Source organism: Brevibacterium sp. 50QC2O2 (assembly GCF_024580675.1).
In the GTDB taxonomy this organism is placed as follows: Bacteria; Actinomycetota; Actinomycetes; order Actinomycetales; family Brevibacteriaceae; genus Brevibacterium; species Brevibacterium moorei.
On sequence record NZ_JANIJZ010000009.1, the window covers coordinates 103,753 to 120,428 of the forward strand.

The window sequence follows — 16,676 nt, forward strand, 5'->3', positions numbered from 1 at the left end:
GCTCGTTAGAATCGAGTCCATGTCGATTCCGAAAATCGTGCTCTTCTACGTCTTCACCCCGCTGCCCGATCCCGAGGCGATCCGCCTGTGGCAGCACACCCTGGCGGATTCCCTGCACCTGAGGGGCCGGGTCATCGTGTCCGCCCAGGGCATCAACGCGACCCTGGGCGGGGACCTGCCGGATGTCAAGAAATATGTGCGCGCCATGCGGGAGTACACCCCGTTCAAGGCCGCCGATGTGAAGTGGTCCGATGGTGTGGGCGATGATTTCCCGCGGCTGTCGGTCAAGGTCAGGGACGAACTGGTGACCTTCGGCCACCCCGCGGAGGTGGTCGTCGACGAATCGGGTGTGGTCGGCGGCGGCGTCCACTTGAGTCCGGCCCAGGTCGACGAACTGGTCGCCGAACGAGGACTTGCCTCCCAGGGCGGCGAGGTCGTGTTCTTCGACGGGCGCAATGAGATGGAGGCGGCGATCGGCCGTTTCGCCGACGCCGTAGTGCCCGAAACCGAGGCCACTAGGGACTTCGTCGCCGAATTGGAATCGGGGAAGTACGACGAGCTCAAGGACAAGCCGGTCATCACCTACTGCACCGGTGGGATCCGCTGCGAGGTCTTGAGTGTGCTGATGAAGAACCGCGGCTTCCAGGAGGTCTACCAGATCGACGGCGGGATCGTCCGCTACGGCGAGGCCCGCGGCACCGACGGCCTGTGGGACGGTTCGCTCTACGTCTTCGACAAGCGCATGCACCAGGAGTTCGGGCCGAACGCGCGGTCACTGGGAACCTGCGTGGAATGCGGCAAGCCGACCGCCGACTACGTCAACTGCGTCGATCAGTCCTGCCGGCGGCAGTTCCTGCGCTGTCGGGCATGTACTGCCGCCGGCGCCCACCCGAGCTGCGGCCACTGCGCGCCCGCCGCATAGTGATGAGTGCGCAGATCTTCCAGCCGCAGAAGACCAACACGGTGAGGAAGAAGATCGGGACCATGACGATGAAGGCCCCGCGTAAATAGCTGCCTTCCGGGGTCTCAGTGCTGTACCCGGGCACCCACCACGGATTGCCGATCAGCACCCCGGCGGTGAGCAGCAGGGTCCCGACCAGGGCCGAGGCCTCGTGCAGCCGGGGGCTGAACACCCGCCAGATCCCGGCCACCAGCAGGGCGCACAGCGCGAAGACCACGAGGAAGACCAGCCCATACCAGGCAATGGAATAACTCCAGTCGAACACGAGTACTGCGCCGATCCCCTGAGACACGACAACGCCGGCTGCCGCGCATGCGAGCAGCCGGCTGTAGCCGTGCCAGAAGATGGGTACCGTGGATTACTCCTTGGCGGTGAGCTTGCCCGACTTCCAATCGGGCATGAAGTCCGGATTGTCCTTGGCCCACTTGGCCACGGCCTTCTCCGGGTTCTTCCCGTCGAATTCCTCGGGGGCGGCCATGACGCGTTCCAGGCCCTCCAGGTTCTTCGGCGTCAGCGCCAGGTTCTTCAGGATCTGGGCGGGCAGCGGGTGCTCATCGGTGAAGCCCGTGCGCGACATGGTGTAGAGCTTCTCGTTCTCGCCCAGCGCCTTCTTGGGATCCTCGAGGTCGCGCACCGGGAACTTGTCGTAGGCCCAGTGCGGGTGCCACAGGGTCACGGCCACGTGCTCGCCCGCGCTGGTGGACTTCTGCAGCTGGGTCAGCATCGCCGGGGTGGACGAGGCGATGAGCTTCATATTGTCCAGGCCGTAGTCGGGGATGACCTTGTCCTTGGTGGCATCCATCAGCCCGGAGCCGGCTTCGATGCCGTAGAGCTTGTTGCCGTACTGATCGCCCATCGACTTCAGGTCCTCGATGGTCTTCGCCGGCGAGTCCTTGTCGACTGCGATCGTGTTCTTCGCCTGGTCGTACCAGCAGCCCTGGGCCTCGAGCTTGTCGCCGTACTTCTCGATATAGGGCTTGTGCGTCACCGGCAGCATGGTCGATGACATCCAGTCGACATCGGCGTTGCTCGTGGCAACGTAGCCCGGCGCCAGGTCGAACTTCTTCACGGTGACGTTGTAGCCGTATTCGCCCAGCACGTGCTTGGCCAGATAGGCGGTGGCGATGGTCTCGTCCCAGCCGTTGAAGGCTGCGACCGTCAGGTCTGTCTTCTCCCCGTCGCCCGGCTTCTCGCTGCCCATGTCCTTGGCATCGGCGGCCGGGGTGCAGTCGCCCCAGTCCTTGCCGCCGGAGGAGTCGTCCCCGCCGGCCGCCGAGTCATCGGTGGAGTTACTGGCGCCGCAACCGCTCAACGCCAGGCCACAGGCCAGCGCCAGTGCCGTGAGTAGTGTGCCACGCCGTTTGGTCCGGGTGTGCATGTTCTCAACCTCGCTTGACAATATTCCTTGCTGATGTCGTCGAGCTCACGGTAGCGTACACGTGTCGTACAACACCAAGTTGTCTTGTCAAGCGAAGTTGTGCTATCAGCGGCCGAACAGCTTGCGGAAGAAGCCCTTCTTCTTCGGCTCGTCCGGCTGGGTTTGCTCCTGCGCCGGCTGCGGTTCCGCGGGCGCCTGCTCCTGTGCGGGTGCCACCGGCTCCGGCCGAGGTTCCGGCTGGGGCTGTGCCGGCTCCTGCACGGGTGTCTCCAGGGCCGCTGCGGGCTCCTCGACGACGGGCTCCGGCGCTTCGACCACCGTCGGCTCCTCGACGGCCGGGGCGTCTGCGGCCTGTTGCGCAGCCGCAACCGGGCCGAGGTCCCATTCCAGTGTCGCCGCGGGCGCCACGTCACCGGCCGCCGCCAGCTGGGCCGCGGCCTCGTCGGTCAGGGGCTGGGCGACCTGGCAGTTGGTCAACCGGTCCAGCTCATCGAAGGTGATATCGGCCGAACCGTCGGCCGCGAGCACCCGCACGGTGCCATCGGGCAGGGCGGCGCAGGCGAAGCCGCGCAGCCGCGCATAGGATTCCAGCGCGGCCCGGTGGTTCTTCACCTGGCCCTGCTGCAGGGCGCCCGCGATGGCGAAGACCAGGGGTCTGATCTGCGGGGCGTCCAGGGCCAGTTCGGCCCCGTCGACTAGCAGCCAGGCGGTGGTCTGCGGCCCGGTGGATGCGGGATAGTGGGCCCAGTGATCGGTCACGAGCTTCGCGGCCAGCGCCACCGCATGGGTCAGCTCCGTATCGGCGGAGAACTCCACATCGGACAGTTCCGGGACCTCGTGTGCCTCACCGTAGGCGCGCAGCGCACCGGTCAGGTCCACTACGGCATCCGGGAACTCGTTGACATTGTCCCAACCGGAGTGCCAGGTGGCCGGCGCTGTGGCCTGCGTGCCGATGAAATGAACGCGCAGGCGCAGCGGTTCGCCCTCGCCGCGGGCGAACTCCAGCACCGGGACCGCAGCGCCGAAGTCGACCTCCCAGTCGGCATCGCCGACCAGCTGGCCGAAGTGGGCCTGCACCTCGGTCGACAGGAACGCCGCTCGGTCGACCAGTTCCTGCAGGGCAGGGGAGAGGGGCAGGCTCTTCTTGGCCATCAGGCGTTGACCAGGGCGGCGATCACCGAGGTGAAGAAGCCCTGGCCGTCCAGGCCGGTACGCGGTCCGCGGGCGGTGTCGGGGCCGAAGCCGGATTCCACCGCGTGCTCCGGATGGGGCATCAGGCCGACCACATTGCCGCGCTCGTTCGTGATACCCGCGATGTCGTTGAGCGAACCATTGGGGTTGACGCCCTGGTAGCGGAAGACCACGCGGCCGGATTCCTCCAGCTCCTCGAGCACGTGCGCTTCGGCCTGGAAACCGCCCTCGCCGTTCTTCAGCGGGATGACGATGTCCTCGCCGGTGGTGAACTGATTGGACCAGGCGGTCTGCGTGTTCTCCACGCGCAGCACCTGGTCGCGGCAGATGAAGTGCTGGTGGTCGTTGCGCACCAGGGCACCGGGCAGCAGATGCGATTCGCACAGCACCTGGAAGCCATTGCAGATGCCCAGCACCGGCATTCCGCCATTGGCGGCGTCGATCACCTTGGACATCACAGGGGCGAAGCTGGCGATCGCCCCGCAGCGCAGGTAGTCCCCATAGCTGAAGCCGCCGGGCAGGACCACAGCGTCGACACCGTGCAGGTCGGCGTCCGCGTGCCACAGCGGCACAGCGGTGGCGCCGGAGAGGGTGACGGCGCGGGCCGCGTCCCGGTCGTCCAGGGTGCCGGGGAAGGTCACAACGCCCACCCGGATGTCCTGGGCGCCGGCCAGCGGGGCCTCCGAGGCTGCGGCACCGATCAGCGGGCCGCCGGCGGTCAGGGTGCTCCGGTCGCTCACTTGGCGGCCTCGGCGTTCGCAGAGGCGTCCTCATCCGCGGCGACGGACACGACGTTCTCGATCACGGAGTTCGACAGCAGGGTGTCGGCGGCCTCCTGCACTTTGGCGAGCAGTTCGTCCGTGGGCTCTCCGTCGAAGGTCAGCTCGAAGCGCTTACCCTGCCGGACCGAGAAACCCTCGAAGCCCAGGTGCCGGAGGCTGGTGCCGATGGCCTTGCCCTGCGGGTCAAGGATTTCGGGCTTGGGCATGACCTCGACGACGATACGTCCCATGATGCTCCCAGTGAGATAGGGGTGGATTGGTTGAAACAAGTTTAGCAAGCGTGCGGGGCCCCGCGACTCATGCAGGGCCCCGCAGGCCGGTTGCACCGGTCACGCCGGGAAGGTCGTGCCCGTCAGCCGTTCGAAGGCCTCGACGTAGCGCGCCCTGGTCCGCGCCACGATCTGTTCGGGCAGCGCCGGGGGCGGCAGCTCGGAATTGCGGTCCCAGCCGGAATCCGGGCCGGTCAGCCAGTCGCGCACGAACTGCTTGTCGAAGCTGGCCTGGACCTTGCCGGGGGCATAGTCCGCGGCGTCCCAGAATCGGGAGGAGTCCGGGGTCAGGACCTCGTCGCCCAGCACGATCTGACCGGAGGCGTCGCGGCCGAACTCGAACTTGGTGTCGGCCAGCACGATGCCGCGCTCGCGGGCGATCTCCTCGGCGCGGGTGTACAGGCGCAGGGTCAGATCGCGCAGGGCCTCGGCGTCCTCGGCTCCGACCAGGTCGACGGTCTTGTCGAAGGTGATGTTCTCATCGTGATCGCCCAGCTCGGCCTTGAAGGCGGGGGTGAAGATCGCCGGTGTCAGCCGGTCGGCCTCGCCCAGGCCCGCGGGCAGCGCATTGCCGCACACCATGCCCGAGGTCGTGTAGTCGGCCAGGCCCGAACCGGTCAGGTAGCCACGGGCCACGCATTCGACGGGGAACATGTGCAGGGGCTTGCAGATGATCGCCCGCCCGGTCACCGCCGCCGGCACATCGGTCGACAGGACGTGGTTGCCCACCACATCGGCCAGCTGGTCGAACCACCACAGGGAGAGGCCGGTGAGCACCTTGCCCTTGTCCGGAATGGGGGTGTCGAGGATGAAGTCGTAGGCCGATATCCGGTCGGTCGCGACCATCAGCATCTTATCGGCCGAGGCGAAGCCCGCCGCGGCCTCCGGGATGTAGATCTCGCGGACCTTGCCGGCATAGGCGTGTTTCCAGCCGGGCAGATCGTACGCTGGGGCCGCAGGTGTCGTCGTCATGGGGATTCCTTTCCGGCTCAGGCCCCGGTGGGCACGGTGATGCGCCCGTCGATCGCGGCTTGAGCGATATCGGTACGGTTCTGTTTGCCCGGCCAGTCGATCAGCGCGGCGGCCCGGTAGGCCAGATCGCGGGCGGCGGCCAGGGTGTCGCCGGAGGCCACGACGGACAGGACGCGCCCGCCGTCCGTGACGATCTCGCCAGTGGTGCCCAGTGCGGTGCCCGCGTGCAGGACGAGGACGCCGGGCAGGGCCGCGGCCTCGTCCAGTCCCGTGATCGGATCGCCCTTGCGCACGGTGCCGGGGTAGCCGGCGGCGGCCAGCACCAGGGTGACCGAGGCCTGCTCGGACCAGACCAGCGGGTCGATTTCGGCCAGCCGGCCCTGGGCGGCGGCCAGCAGGGTCTGACCCAACGGGGTCTGCAGCCGGTCCAGCACCGACTGCGTCTCCGGATCGCCGAAGCGCACATTGAACTCGACGACCTCGATGCCCTTCTTTGTCAGGGCCAGGCCGCAGTACAGCAGGCCGGTGAACGGGGTGCCGCGGCCGGCCATCTCGTCGACCACCGGCTGGGCCACCAGCCGGGTGATCTGCTCGGCCACATCCGCCGGCGCCCACGGCAGGGGCGAATAGGCGCCCATCCCGCCGGTGTTGGGGCCGGTGTCGCCGTCGCCGATCCGCTTGAAGTCCTGCGCGGGCGCCAGCGGCACCGCGGTGGTGCCGTCGCACAGCACGAACAGGGAGACCTCGGGCCCGGCCAGATAATCTTCGATGACCACCCGGTCGGAGGCCGAGAGGCAGTCGGTGGCGTGCGCCAGCGCTGTCTCGAAATCCTCGGTCACGACCACGCCCTTGCCGGCGGCTAGGCCGTCGGCCTTGACCACGTGTGGGGCGCCGAACTCTGTCAGGGCCGCTTTTGCCTGATCGACGGTGGTCGCTGCGACCGAGGCGGCGGTCGGCACGCCGGCGGCGGCCATCACCTCCTTGGCGAAGGCCTTCGAGCCCTCCAGCCGGGCGGCCGCGGCATCGGGGCCGAAGACGGGGAAGCCGGCGGCGCGCAGGGCGTCGGCCACCCCGGCGACCAGTGGGGCCTCTGGCCCGATGACCACCAGGTCGGCTCCGAGGTCTCCGGCCAGCGCGGTGACGGCCGCTGGATCGGTGGCCTCGACGTTCCGGATTTCGCACATTCCGGCGATGCCGGGGTTGCCCGGGGCGGCGATGATCGCATCGACTCCGGGATCGCGGGACAAGGCTGCAACGAGGGCGTGTTCGCGGGCGCCCGACCCGATGACAAGAACCTTCACGTCCTGCATTTTATCGTGGTTGCCGACACCCCTGTGGCGCTCGGTAGGCTAGGGGGTTGTGAATCAGATGAGCGAGGTCCATCGGCTGCACCGGCTGATGGCGGAAGATCCTGCGTGGCGCCTGCTGCGCAGCGACACCGTGTACTTCGCCGCGGCCCTGTTGCCCCAGCATCTGAGCGCCCAGGAACCCAGGCTGCGCACCGAGGTCCTGTTCGAACTGCTCGACGCGGATCTGGCCGCGATGCGCGAGGAGGGCTTCGAGGTCACCGGGGATGCCGCCGGCTACTGCAATCTGTGGCGCGGCAACGGAATCTTGGCCCGCCGGGTGATCCCCGACAGCCGCGAGGAGACCTATGAGCTGACCCCGGCGGCGCTGAGCGCCTTCGCCTTCATCGCAGGTCTCGAGGACACCCGCGTGTCGATCAACCAGTCGCGCCTGGCCACGATCCAGCAGCGGATCCGCCAGGTGGTCCGCGACACCGACCCGGACGTGATGAACCGGATGCGCGCCCTGCAGCGCGAACGCGCCCGCATCGACCAGCAGATCCAACGGGTGGGCCGCGGCGAGATGCCGCCGGTGGACGACCGGCACGCCGCCGACGATGTCCGCGATGTGCTCAGCCTGGTCGAGGCCCTGCCACGCGACTTCACCCGCGTGCGCACCCAGCTCGAGGAGATCAACCGGAACCTGCGCGAGAAGCTCATCGACTCCTCCGGGCAGCGCGGCACCGTGCTCGCCGATGTGTTCCGCGGGGTCGACCACCTGGCCGAATCGGACGCCGGGCGCAGCTTCGAGGGGTTCTACGGCCTGATCATGGACCCAGAGCTGGGGGCCGAATTCGAGGACAACATCGAGGTGCTGGCCCACCGGCCCTTCGCCCGCACCCTGCCGGCGTCGGACCTCCGGTTCCTCGAGGACCTGATGGGACTCATGCAGGACCGGTCCGCCGAGGTCGAATCCGTGATGACGAACCTGACGCGCTCGCTGCGCCGCTTCGTCCAAACCGATGAGTTCCGCACCGACCGGGTGCTCGGCCACGAGATCCGCGCGGCCAATGCCTCCGCCCTCGAACTGTTCCGCCACGTCCAGCCCTATCAGGACACCGGCTTCGACTTCGAACTCTCCGCCATCGACATCTCCTCCCTCGGCGCCTGGCAGCTCTACGATCCCGGCGATGCCCGGATCGACTCCCAGATCGTCGACGCCCCGGAGCCCGAGGCCGTGGACTGGGCCGAGTTGCTGCGCCGCTCGCGCGAGACCGACATCGACTACGAGGAACTGCGCCGCAGCGTCGCCGACGCCTTCGCCGCCGCCGACCCGGCGGGCCGGGCGGCCGGGATCAGCGTGGGCCAGGTGCTGGCACACCGGCCCGCCACCCAGGGCGTGGCCAGCATCATCGGCCTGCTGTCCCTGGCCGGGGATCCCGGCCCGGACACGGGGGAGGAAACCGTGAGCTGGCGGACCATCGCAGGGACCCGGCGGAGTGCGCGGATCCCGCTGACCCGCTTCACCCGGCCACCGGCCGGCAGCCGGGGCTTTCAGCCGAGGAAGGACATATGAGTAACGAGGACGTCGCCAGGGAGAACGCGGAGGACCGGGCAGCGGAGTCGCTGCCCGAGTCCCTGCAGAAGCTGTGGCCCGAGGACACCGGCACCCTGGCCCGCGATTCCCGCAAGGCCCTGGTGGCCCTGCTGCGCGGCCCACAGATCGAAGGGGTCAAGGCGCCCGAACTGTGGCGCGCCATCGACCGCGACGAGGCCGCCCTGCGCCAGGCGCTGGCGAATATGTTCCTGGAGATGGTGATCGACCGGCGCGGCCAGATCGCCTACGTCCGCAATGTCCGCGTCGACGGCGAGACCCTGCACTATACGGTGCGCTCGCGAGCGCTGACGCTCATCCAGTCGGTCATCCTGCTGCACCTGCGCCGGGTTTTCATGAGCGTGGGGGAGCCGCCTGTGATCGTGGGCGCCGACGAGGTCCGCGACGCCGTGCGACCCTACGGCAAGGCCTCGGGGCTGGACGATTCGACCTATGACAAACGCTTCAACGCGGGGTGGACGGAGATGCAGCGGGCGGGGATCGTGCACCGGGCCGCAGAGGAGGGCCGCTTCGAGGTGTCCCCGGTGATCCGGCTGTTGTTCGGCGTGGAGGAGGTGCGCCGGCTGCGCGCGGAGTACGAGCGCCTGCTCGACGAACACGGCGCGGATATCGCAGCGGGTGCGGACATCGAAGCCGGGGAGGCACAGGCATGAGCGAGGCCCTGCAGCTGTCCCTGCTGGACGCCGGCCAGGTCGACGCCCTGGTCCACGCCGGGGCGGAGGTCCCGGCGCCCCGGGATGCGGCGGAACGGGCGCTGGACCGGGAACTGGCCAAACAGCATCGGCTGGCCCGCATCGAGGTGCTCAACTGGGGCACCTTCGGCGGCGACCTGGTCCACGCCCTCGACGTGCCGCGCGGGGGCCTGGTCATCACCGGCCGCTCCGGCTCCGGCAAATCCAGCCTGCTCGACGCGGTGTCGACCGTGCTGGTCCCGCGCGGGCGCCTGCGCTTCAACGCCGCAGCCCAGGACACCGAGCGCCGCGGCAGCGACCGGTCACTCTATTCCTACATCCGTGGAGCCTATAAGCGCGGGGAGTCGGATGCGGAGATCGGCGCGGAGTACCTGCGTCCCGGCGCGACCCGCTCGGCCCTGCTGTTGCGCTTCGACACCGCCGACGGGCAACCGCCGGTGACCCTGGTCAAGTTGTTCCACCTGTCCGCCTCGGGCAGTTCGAACGGCGATATCAAGGAGGTCGGGATCCTGCTGCGCGAGGACGCGCACATCACCGACTTCGCCGAATACACCCGCACGGGCATCGACATCCGCGCGCTGCGCAAGGCCTACGGCAAGTCCGCGGTGTTGGAGAAGCACTCGGCCTTCGTCGCCCGCGTGCTGCGGCCCCTGGGCCTGCACCGCGACGAGGCGGTGGAACTGTGGCACCGCACCATGGCCGCGAAGAACTTCGCGAGCCTCGACGGGCTGTTCCGCGAATTCATGCTCGAACGCCCCAAGACCTTTGCCATCGCCGAGGCCGCGGTGGCCCAGTTCTCCGCGCTCTCGGAGGCCCACGGCTCCGTGGTCGAGGCCCGCAGACAATTGGAGGTCCTCGAGGCCCTGCAGACCCTGGCCCAGGACTGGGAGGCCGCGGGCGCCGAGCTGACCCGGCTCGAATCCCTGCGCGCGGCACTCGACCCGATCACCGAGGTGGTCAGGGCCGAGCTGGCCGCCGACCACCTGGCCGAGGTCACCCGGAAACTCAACGACCGGCGCGAGGAGCGCGTGGCGGCCGACCGTGACGAGACCCGTCTGCAGGAGGAGCGCGATACCGCGCACGCGCAGATGCAGGACCTGGGCGGCGCGCGGATCGAGGTGCTGACCGGCCGGATCGAGGCACTGCGCGCGCAGGCGGACACCGCGGGGCGCCAGTGGGCCCTGCTGGCCCGTCATGCGGCGGCCGCCGGGATCGAGTTCTTCCCGACCAGCGAAGGCGAATACGAGGAACTCAAAGCGGGGCTGCTCGACGATGCCGCCCTGGCGGCCGACCGCGATGCCCGGCGCGAGCGCGCGAACGAGGCCGCAGCGACCCGCCGTGATCTGCGCGAACAGCGCGCGGGCCTGCAGCGCGAGCTCGATGTGGCCAGGGCCAGTTCCTCGAACCTGGGCAGTCGGCTGATCGCCGCGCGTGAACTCATTGCGGAGCAGTCGGGCCTGGAGCCGGTGGACCTGCCGTTCGCCGCTGAGCTGATGGAGGTGCGCGCCCAGGAGCGGGAGTGGACCGGAGCGGTGGAACGCGTGCTGCGGCCCCTGGCGCTGACCCTGCTGACCGGCCCTGAACGGGCCTCGGCGGTGCGCCGGGCGATGGACGCCAACCATCTGGGCGCGCGCATCGAATTGCAGGTCGTTTCCGCCGGGCGGGCGGCACCCGGTGCCGTGGCCGATCCGGACTCCCTGGTCCACAAGATCGAGCTGAAAGCCGATGAGCGCTATCGCGGCTGGTTGGCCGCGACCCTGGCCGAACGCTACGACTTCAGCTGTGTGGCCGACGCCGATGCCCTTGATGCAGTGGACCGTGGCGTCACGGCGGCCGGCCAGGTGAAGTTCGGCGGGGACCGTTTCGTCAAGGACGATCGGTATCGGATCGACGATGCCGCGCGCTGGCTGCTGGGCTTCTCCGCCGATGACAAGGTCGTGCGCCTGGGTGCCGAACTGGCCAGGATCGACAAGGAGCTGGCGGCCGCCGAGGCCCGCTACACCGACCTCGTGGCGCTCGAGGGCGAGGTGGTCAAGCGCCTGAACTTCGCCGACGAAATCCGCCAGACGGACTGGGAGCACATCGACGCGGCCGGGATCGAGGAGACCATGGCCGGGCTGCAGGATTCGCTGGCCACTCTGGGCCGGGAGAACCCCGAGTTGGCTCAGGCGCAGGCCAGGGAGACGGAACTGACGGCCAGGCTGGCGCAGGCCCGTGCCCTGGCCAGGGACCTCGAGGTCGGGGTCGAGACCCTGGTGCGGCGCCAGGGCGAACTCAAACGGACCCTGCAGCGGGCCAGGGACAGGGCCCAGGTGGCCGGTGAGCTGCCCGCCGAGGTGGCGCAGGAGGCCCGCGGTCTGCTGTTCGCACAGAAGCGCCGGCTGGAGGTCGACGAGCTCGACGCGCGCGCCAAACAGGTCGCCGATGAGCTCTTCGCCCGCTCCGCCACGGCCCAGCAGGCCAAGGGGTCGGCCGAGACGGGATTCGCCCAGGGCGCGACCTCCTTCCAGAAACAGTGGCCGGCGGCCCTGCCGGAGGCCGGTGCCGAAGTCGCGGACCGTGCCGTGTTCGCCGCCCTGCGCGCCCAGCTGGTGACCGACAATCTGCCGGTGTTCGAAGCCAGGTTCAAGGAGATGCTGGCGGAGCAGTCGATGAAGCAGATCGGCCAACTGCGCAATCAGATCACCCGGGCGCCGGGCGAGATCCGCAAGCGCATCGAACCGGTCAACGAATCGCTGGCGGGCAGTCAGTTCGACACCGACCGGTATCTGCGGATCGAGCCGCGCGAGGTCCGCTCGACCGAGGTCAAGACCTTCATCGGGGACCTGGGGAAGATCGCCGGGGGCTACGGCGAACAACTCGACGGCCCGGCGGCCGAGGAGAAATTCGCGTTGATGGAGCGGGTGATCGCGCGCCTGGGGGATGCCGAGAACCGCAGATGGCGCGATGCCGTGCTCGACACCCGCCGTCACGTCACCTTCGTGGCGATCGAATCCGACGGCGCGGGCAACCGGACCGATATCTACGAGTCCTCGGCCGGCCTGTCCGGTGGGCAGCGGCAGAAGCTCGTCATCTTCTGCCTGGCGGCGGCTCTGCGCTATCAACTGGCCGATCAGTCATCGGGCATCCCGACGTTCGGCACCGTGGTGCTCGACGAGGCCTTCGACAAGACCGATGCGAGCTTCACCCGGATCGCGATCGAGGTGTTCCTCGACTTCGGCTTCCACCTGCTGCTGGCCACCCCGGAGAAGCTCCTGCCCACCCTCGAGCTCTACGTCGAGGGTCTGGCCCAGGTGACCTCGAGCGACCGTAGCTCCTCGCGGGTGGTACCGGTCATGTGGCGGGCCGAACCCACGGAGGCCGCCGAGTCCGAGGAACCGGTGGACCCGGCGTGAAGTCCACCGCCGAGGCCACGGGCGAACTGCGCAGGAGGGTCGAGCGCCGCCTGCGCGACTGGGCGCTCGGCGGGGAGTTCACGGCACTGCGCACCTCGAGTGCGGCGCCGACGGAGGACACGGCCTGGGCCGATATCCCCGCCTTCGAACGGTGGCTGGCCGACTGGCGGCTGTTCGCGGCCTCGCATCAGGGGATCGACGGCCTCACCGTCGACTGGGCCACCCGCCGCTGGGCCGGGGCGACCCGGCAGCAGCTGCCCGTGCGGCTGCGCCTGGACACGCGCACCGCCGCCCTGCGCCTGACGGGGCTGACCGAGCGCTTCTCCCTGATGCGCGCCCGGGCGCGCCTGCTGGCCGGGATCGGCGGTGGACTGGTCGAATCCACACCGGCACCCGAGGTCGCGGCCGCCCTGCGCCCGCTGCTGGGCCGTCTGGCCGAACTGCCGGCGGTTGAGGTGGACCGGCTGGCCGCCGTGCTCACCTGGTTCGTCGAACACCCGGAGGAGGATGTGGAGGCGGCGGACGGGCACCTGCGGCCGCCCTCGGTGCGCGAACTGCCGATCGAGCGGGTCGACACCAAATGGATCGAGACCCACCGCGGCCTCATCGCCCCGCTGCTGCCGGTACTCGCCGCAGGCCGGGCCAGGCGGCTGCGGCACAAACAGCCCCTGGTACGGGTGCGGATCCTCGACCCCACAGCCCTGACCGGTCCCTGGCCCGCCGGGATCGACGACGTCTCCCTGCCGGTGGACCAGGCCGCGCGCCTGGCAGTGGCGCCCGGCACCACCGTGCTGGTGGTGGAGAACGAGGAGAGCTTCCTGTCATTGCCGGCGGTCGGCTCCGCCGGCAACGGCGCGGACGTTCCGATGGGCCTGGCGATCTTCGGCGATGGCAGGGCCGCCGCAGTCCTGTCCGGCCTGGACTGGCTGGACGACTGCCGGATCCTGTACTGGGGCGATGTGGACACGCACGGCTTCGCGATCCTCGACATGGTCCGCGCGCGCTTTCCGCGGACCCGCTCGGTGCTCATGAACGCCACGGTTCGCGACCGGTTCGCCCACCTGGCCGGGCGGGAGCCGACCCTGTTCACCCGGACCGCTGACGAACTGACACACCTCACCCCCGCCGAGCGCGCCTGCTGTGCGAGCCTTGCCGGATTGGGGGACTACCGCCTGGAACAGGAGCGAATCCCCTGGTCCTATGTGTTGGCCACCCTGGGTAGGGTGGAGGCATGAATGAGACCTTCAAGGCCCAGTCCGCAGTGGAACTGGCGGTTGTGGAACGCTCCGGCTTCATCGAATCGCGCCATCTGGGTTCGGCCATCGTGGTCGACACCGCGGCGGCGGATACCGGTCAAACGCTGATCGAACTGGGCGCGGTCGACGAACCGGTGCTCACCCGTTCCTGCCTCAAGCCCTTCCAGGCGATCGCCTGCATGGAACTGGGCGTTCCCCTGTCCGGCCTGACGGCCGCCCTGGCCACGGCCAGCCACAATGCGGAGTTCGGCCAGGTCGAGGTCGTCGAGAAGATGCTGGCCAGTGTCAACCTGTCCGAGGCGGACCTGCAGTGCCCGTCGGTCGCCCCTGCCGACCGCGACGCCCGGATCGCCACCCGCGGATCCGGCCGGTTGACCTCGCCGCTGTACTACAACTGTTCGGGCAAGCACGCGGCCTTCCTGATGGCCCAGAAGCTCACGGGTGAACCCGTGAAGGACTATCTGGATCCCGAATCGCGGATCCAGCGGCATGTGCGCGCCGTAGTCGAACGCTACTGCGGCCAAGCACCCCTGTACACCGGGATCGACGGCTGCGGAGCCCCCGTGCACGCGCTCGATCTGCGCCATCTGGCGCTGGGCATCGGGCGGGTCGGCGCGCGCACCACACCGGAGGCCGCCACACTGATGGAGGGCGTGTTCGCCGAACCCTGGGCGATCGAAGGGCACGGGGCACCGAACTCCGTGGTGATCGAACGTTTGGGCGTGTTCGCCAAGATCGGGGCCGAGGGCGTGCTCGTCATGTCGACCCCAGCCGGGGTGGCGGTGGCCGTCAAGACCCTGGACGGGGCCTCGCGGGCCAATACGCTCATCGCCCTGGAACTCCTGGTGGCGGCCGGCGCGCTGAGCGCGGAATCGGCACTGGACGTGCTCGGCGATGTGGTGCCGGCCATCACCGGCGGCACGAAGTCCGACGGCACCGTGCGCACCGTTGGCGAGATCAAGACCGCCGAGCGGATCCGGCAGCTGCTGCACGAGCGGGCGGTGGGCGCCTGATGGCGATCAAACGCAAGATCGATCCGGTCGCCGGCCGCGGAGCCTATGAGACCTGGCTGGCGGCCAGGGACACACCAGGCGGGGCGGCGTCCGTGGACCGGCGCACCCTGGCCACAGCCGTGCGCTTCACCCTGGAGGAACTCTCCGAGCGCCATCCGGGCAATTCCGTCGAGGTCCGCGTCCCGCCCTTCTCCGTGGTCCAGGCGATCCCCGGTCCGCGGCACACCCGCGGCACCCCGCCGAACGTGGTGGAGACGGATCCCGCGACCTGGCTGGACCTGGCCTCGGGGCATGTGGACTTCGCCACGGCCCTGGACACCGCGGCGGTACAGGCCTCCGGGATCCGCTCGGACCTCGGGGACTACCTGCCCCTGTGGTCTAATGGGTCACATGACTGAGATGCCCGAAGCCGCGCAGACCTGTTCCTTCATCGCCGGGGAGTCCGTCCCCAGCCGACGCACCTATTCCAATATCGACCCGGCGACGGGCACGAGCCTGGGCGAGGTGGCCAGGGCCGGTGCCGAGGAGGTCGACCGGGCCGTCGCAGCGGCCGCCACCGCCCAGCGGCAGTGGCGGAAGTCCAGTCCGGAACAGCGCTCGCGGCTGCTGGTGGCGGCCGCCGGGCTGATTCGGGCCAAGCGCGATGCACTGGCCCGGCTGGAGAGCGAGGACACCGGCAAGCCGCTGTCCCAGGCCTACGCCGACGTCGACGTGTGCGCCCGCTACTTCGAGTTCTACGGCCACACCATCGAGTCCTACTATTCGACGGTCATCCCGATGGGCGAGGACTTCCACGCCTACACCCGGCGCGAACCCTATGGGGTGACCGGCCACATCGTCGCATGGAACTACCCCCTGCAGCTGGTGGGCAGGGCCGCTGCGACCAGCCTGGCCACCGGCAACTGCGCCGTGGCCAAGCCCGCCGACGAGACCCCGCGCTCGACGGTGGCGCTGGCCCGGATCCTGCTGGAGGCGGGCTTCCCCGCAGGGGCCTTCAACGTCGTCACGGGCCTGGGCGCCGAGGCCGGTGATGCCCTGGCCAACCACCCGGGAGTGGCACACCTGGGCTTCGTCGGCTCCACCGGCACCGGTTCGCTGATCGCCGCGGCAGCGGCCAAGCGCGTCATCCCCACCGTGCTGGAACTGGGCGGGAAGTCCGCGAACATCGTCTTCGCCGATGCCGATGTCGACGCCGCGATCCCCAGCCTGGTCCGCTCGATCGTGCAGAACGCCGGACAGACCTGCTCGGCCGGCGCCAGGCTGCTGGTCCACCGCGCCGTCCACGCCCAGGTGGTGGAGAAGATGGCGGCGGCGATGGAGGAGCTGACCCTGGGCCGCGGCCTGGACGATCCGGGCCTGGGGCCGCTGGTCTCGGCCAAGCAGCTGGCCCGCGTGCAGGGCTTCTTCGAGCGGCTGTCCGCCGGCACCATCGTGACCGGTGGCGCGCGTGTGGCGGTCCCCGGTGCGGACCTCGCCGATGGGGCGTTCTTCGCCCCCACCATCGTCGACGACGTCGATCCCGCCTCCGAGATCGCCAAGGACGAGGTCTTCGGCCCCGTCGTCGTGGCAACCGAGTTCGACTCCGATGCCACGGCCCTGGAGCTGGCCAACGGCACCGACTACGGACTGGTGTCCGCAGTGTGGACGAAGGACCTCTCGCGCGCCCATCGGATGGCCGCCGGGATCGAGGCCGGCCAGGTGTTCGTCAACACCTACGGCGCCGGCGGTGGGGTGGAGCTGCCCTTCGGCGGTTTCAAGAAGTCCGGTTACGGCCGGGAGAAGTCGATCGAGGCCTTCGACGAGTACACCCAGACCAAGACGGTCGTCGTGCATCTATGAGCCGCGGGGGCGGCGCCCACAGGTTCC

General features: G+C 69.4%; 15 protein-coding genes. 8 read left to right on the plus strand and 7 right to left on the minus strand.

Annotation, left to right across the window (positions count from 1 at the left end):
* Positions 1 to 19: 19 nt before the first annotated feature.
* On the plus strand, positions 20 to 922 hold the full coding sequence (locus tag NQ038_RS09030; protein ID WP_257062444.1) for a rhodanese-related sulfurtransferase: 903 nt from the start codon (positions 20 to 22) through the stop codon (positions 920 to 922).
* Here NQ038_RS09030 and NQ038_RS09035 read toward each other — a convergent pair.
* The 7 genes from NQ038_RS09035 to purD all read right to left on the minus strand — a co-directional run bounded on the left by NQ038_RS09035 (position 819) and on the right by purD (position 6,854).
* Positions 819 to 1,253 carry a hypothetical protein gene (locus NQ038_RS09035; RefSeq protein ID WP_257047878.1) on the minus strand — a complete coding sequence of 145 codons (435 nt, stop codon included), beginning with the start codon at positions 1,251 to 1,253 and terminating at the stop codon, positions 819 to 821. The two genes, NQ038_RS09030 and NQ038_RS09035, sit on opposite strands and share 104 nt — an antisense overlap.
* A gap of 66 nt (positions 1,254 to 1,319) precedes the next feature.
* A complete protein-coding gene (locus tag NQ038_RS09040) occupies positions 1,320 to 2,339 on the minus strand; it encodes a glycine betaine ABC transporter substrate-binding protein (protein WP_257047879.1) in 1,020 nt (339 codons plus the stop codon).
* 105 nt (positions 2,340 to 2,444) lie between these two features.
* On the minus strand, positions 2,445 to 3,491 hold the full coding sequence (locus tag NQ038_RS09045; RefSeq protein ID WP_257047881.1) for a DUF6882 domain-containing protein: 1,047 nt from the start codon (positions 3,489 to 3,491) through the stop codon (positions 2,445 to 2,447).
* Complete coding sequence (gene purQ / locus NQ038_RS09050; protein WP_306427882.1) at positions 3,491 to 4,234, minus strand: phosphoribosylformylglycinamidine synthase subunit PurQ; 744 nt, start codon at positions 4,232 to 4,234, stop codon at positions 3,491 to 3,493. Before purQ ends, NQ038_RS09045 begins: the two co-directional genes overlap by 1 nt.
* Positions 4,235 to 4,266: 32 nt before the next feature.
* Positions 4,267 to 4,542, minus strand: a complete 276-nt coding sequence (gene purS / locus NQ038_RS09055) for a phosphoribosylformylglycinamidine synthase subunit PurS (protein WP_257047882.1) — start codon at positions 4,540 to 4,542, stop codon at positions 4,267 to 4,269.
* Between the two features lie 99 nt (positions 4,543 to 4,641).
* Complete coding sequence (locus NQ038_RS09060) at positions 4,642 to 5,553, minus strand: phosphoribosylaminoimidazolesuccinocarboxamide synthase (protein ID WP_257047883.1); 912 nt, start codon at positions 5,551 to 5,553, stop codon at positions 4,642 to 4,644.
* A 17-nt stretch (positions 5,554 to 5,570) separates the two neighbouring features.
* Positions 5,571 to 6,854: a phosphoribosylamine--glycine ligase gene (gene purD / locus NQ038_RS09065; RefSeq protein ID WP_257047885.1), complete on the minus strand. Its 1,284-nt coding sequence runs from the start codon at positions 6,852 to 6,854 to the stop codon at positions 5,571 to 5,573.
* A 67-nt stretch (positions 6,855 to 6,921) separates the two neighbouring features.
* Between purD and NQ038_RS09070 the strand changes: the two genes are divergently transcribed.
* The 7 genes from NQ038_RS09070 to NQ038_RS09100 are packed head-to-tail and all read left to right on the plus strand — an operon-like array spanning position 6,922 to position 16,649.
* Positions 6,922 to 8,415 (plus strand): DUF3375 domain-containing protein, encoded by a 1,494-nt coding sequence (locus NQ038_RS09070; protein ID WP_257047916.1) that lies wholly within the window; start codon positions 6,922 to 6,924, stop codon positions 8,413 to 8,415.
* Positions 8,412 to 9,107: a DUF4194 domain-containing protein gene (locus NQ038_RS09075; RefSeq protein WP_257047886.1), complete on the plus strand. Its 696-nt coding sequence runs from the start codon at positions 8,412 to 8,414 to the stop codon at positions 9,105 to 9,107. Before NQ038_RS09070 ends, NQ038_RS09075 begins: the two co-directional genes overlap by 4 nt.
* On the plus strand, positions 9,104 to 12,541 hold the full coding sequence (locus NQ038_RS09080; RefSeq protein WP_257047887.1) for an ATP-binding protein: 3,438 nt from the start codon (positions 9,104 to 9,106) through the stop codon (positions 12,539 to 12,541). The genes NQ038_RS09075 and NQ038_RS09080 overlap by 4 nt, the downstream gene beginning before the upstream one ends.
* Positions 12,538 to 13,776 carry a DUF3322 and DUF2220 domain-containing protein gene (locus NQ038_RS09085; protein WP_257047888.1) on the plus strand — a complete coding sequence of 413 codons (1,239 nt, stop codon included), beginning with the start codon at positions 12,538 to 12,540 and terminating at the stop codon, positions 13,774 to 13,776. The genes NQ038_RS09080 and NQ038_RS09085 overlap by 4 nt, the downstream gene beginning before the upstream one ends.
* Entirely contained in the window at positions 13,773 to 14,810 is a 1,038-nt protein-coding gene (locus tag NQ038_RS09090; protein ID WP_257047889.1) for an asparaginase, read from the plus strand. Before NQ038_RS09085 ends, NQ038_RS09090 begins: the two co-directional genes overlap by 4 nt.
* Entirely contained in the window at positions 14,810 to 15,208 is a 399-nt protein-coding gene (locus NQ038_RS09095; RefSeq protein ID WP_257047890.1) for a sterol carrier family protein, read from the plus strand. The genes NQ038_RS09090 and NQ038_RS09095 overlap by 1 nt, the downstream gene beginning before the upstream one ends.
* Positions 15,192 to 16,649, plus strand: a complete 1,458-nt coding sequence (locus tag NQ038_RS09100) for an aldehyde dehydrogenase family protein (protein WP_373456799.1) — start codon at positions 15,192 to 15,194, stop codon at positions 16,647 to 16,649. The genes NQ038_RS09095 and NQ038_RS09100 overlap by 17 nt, the downstream gene beginning before the upstream one ends.
* Positions 16,650 to 16,676 lie beyond the last annotated feature (27 nt).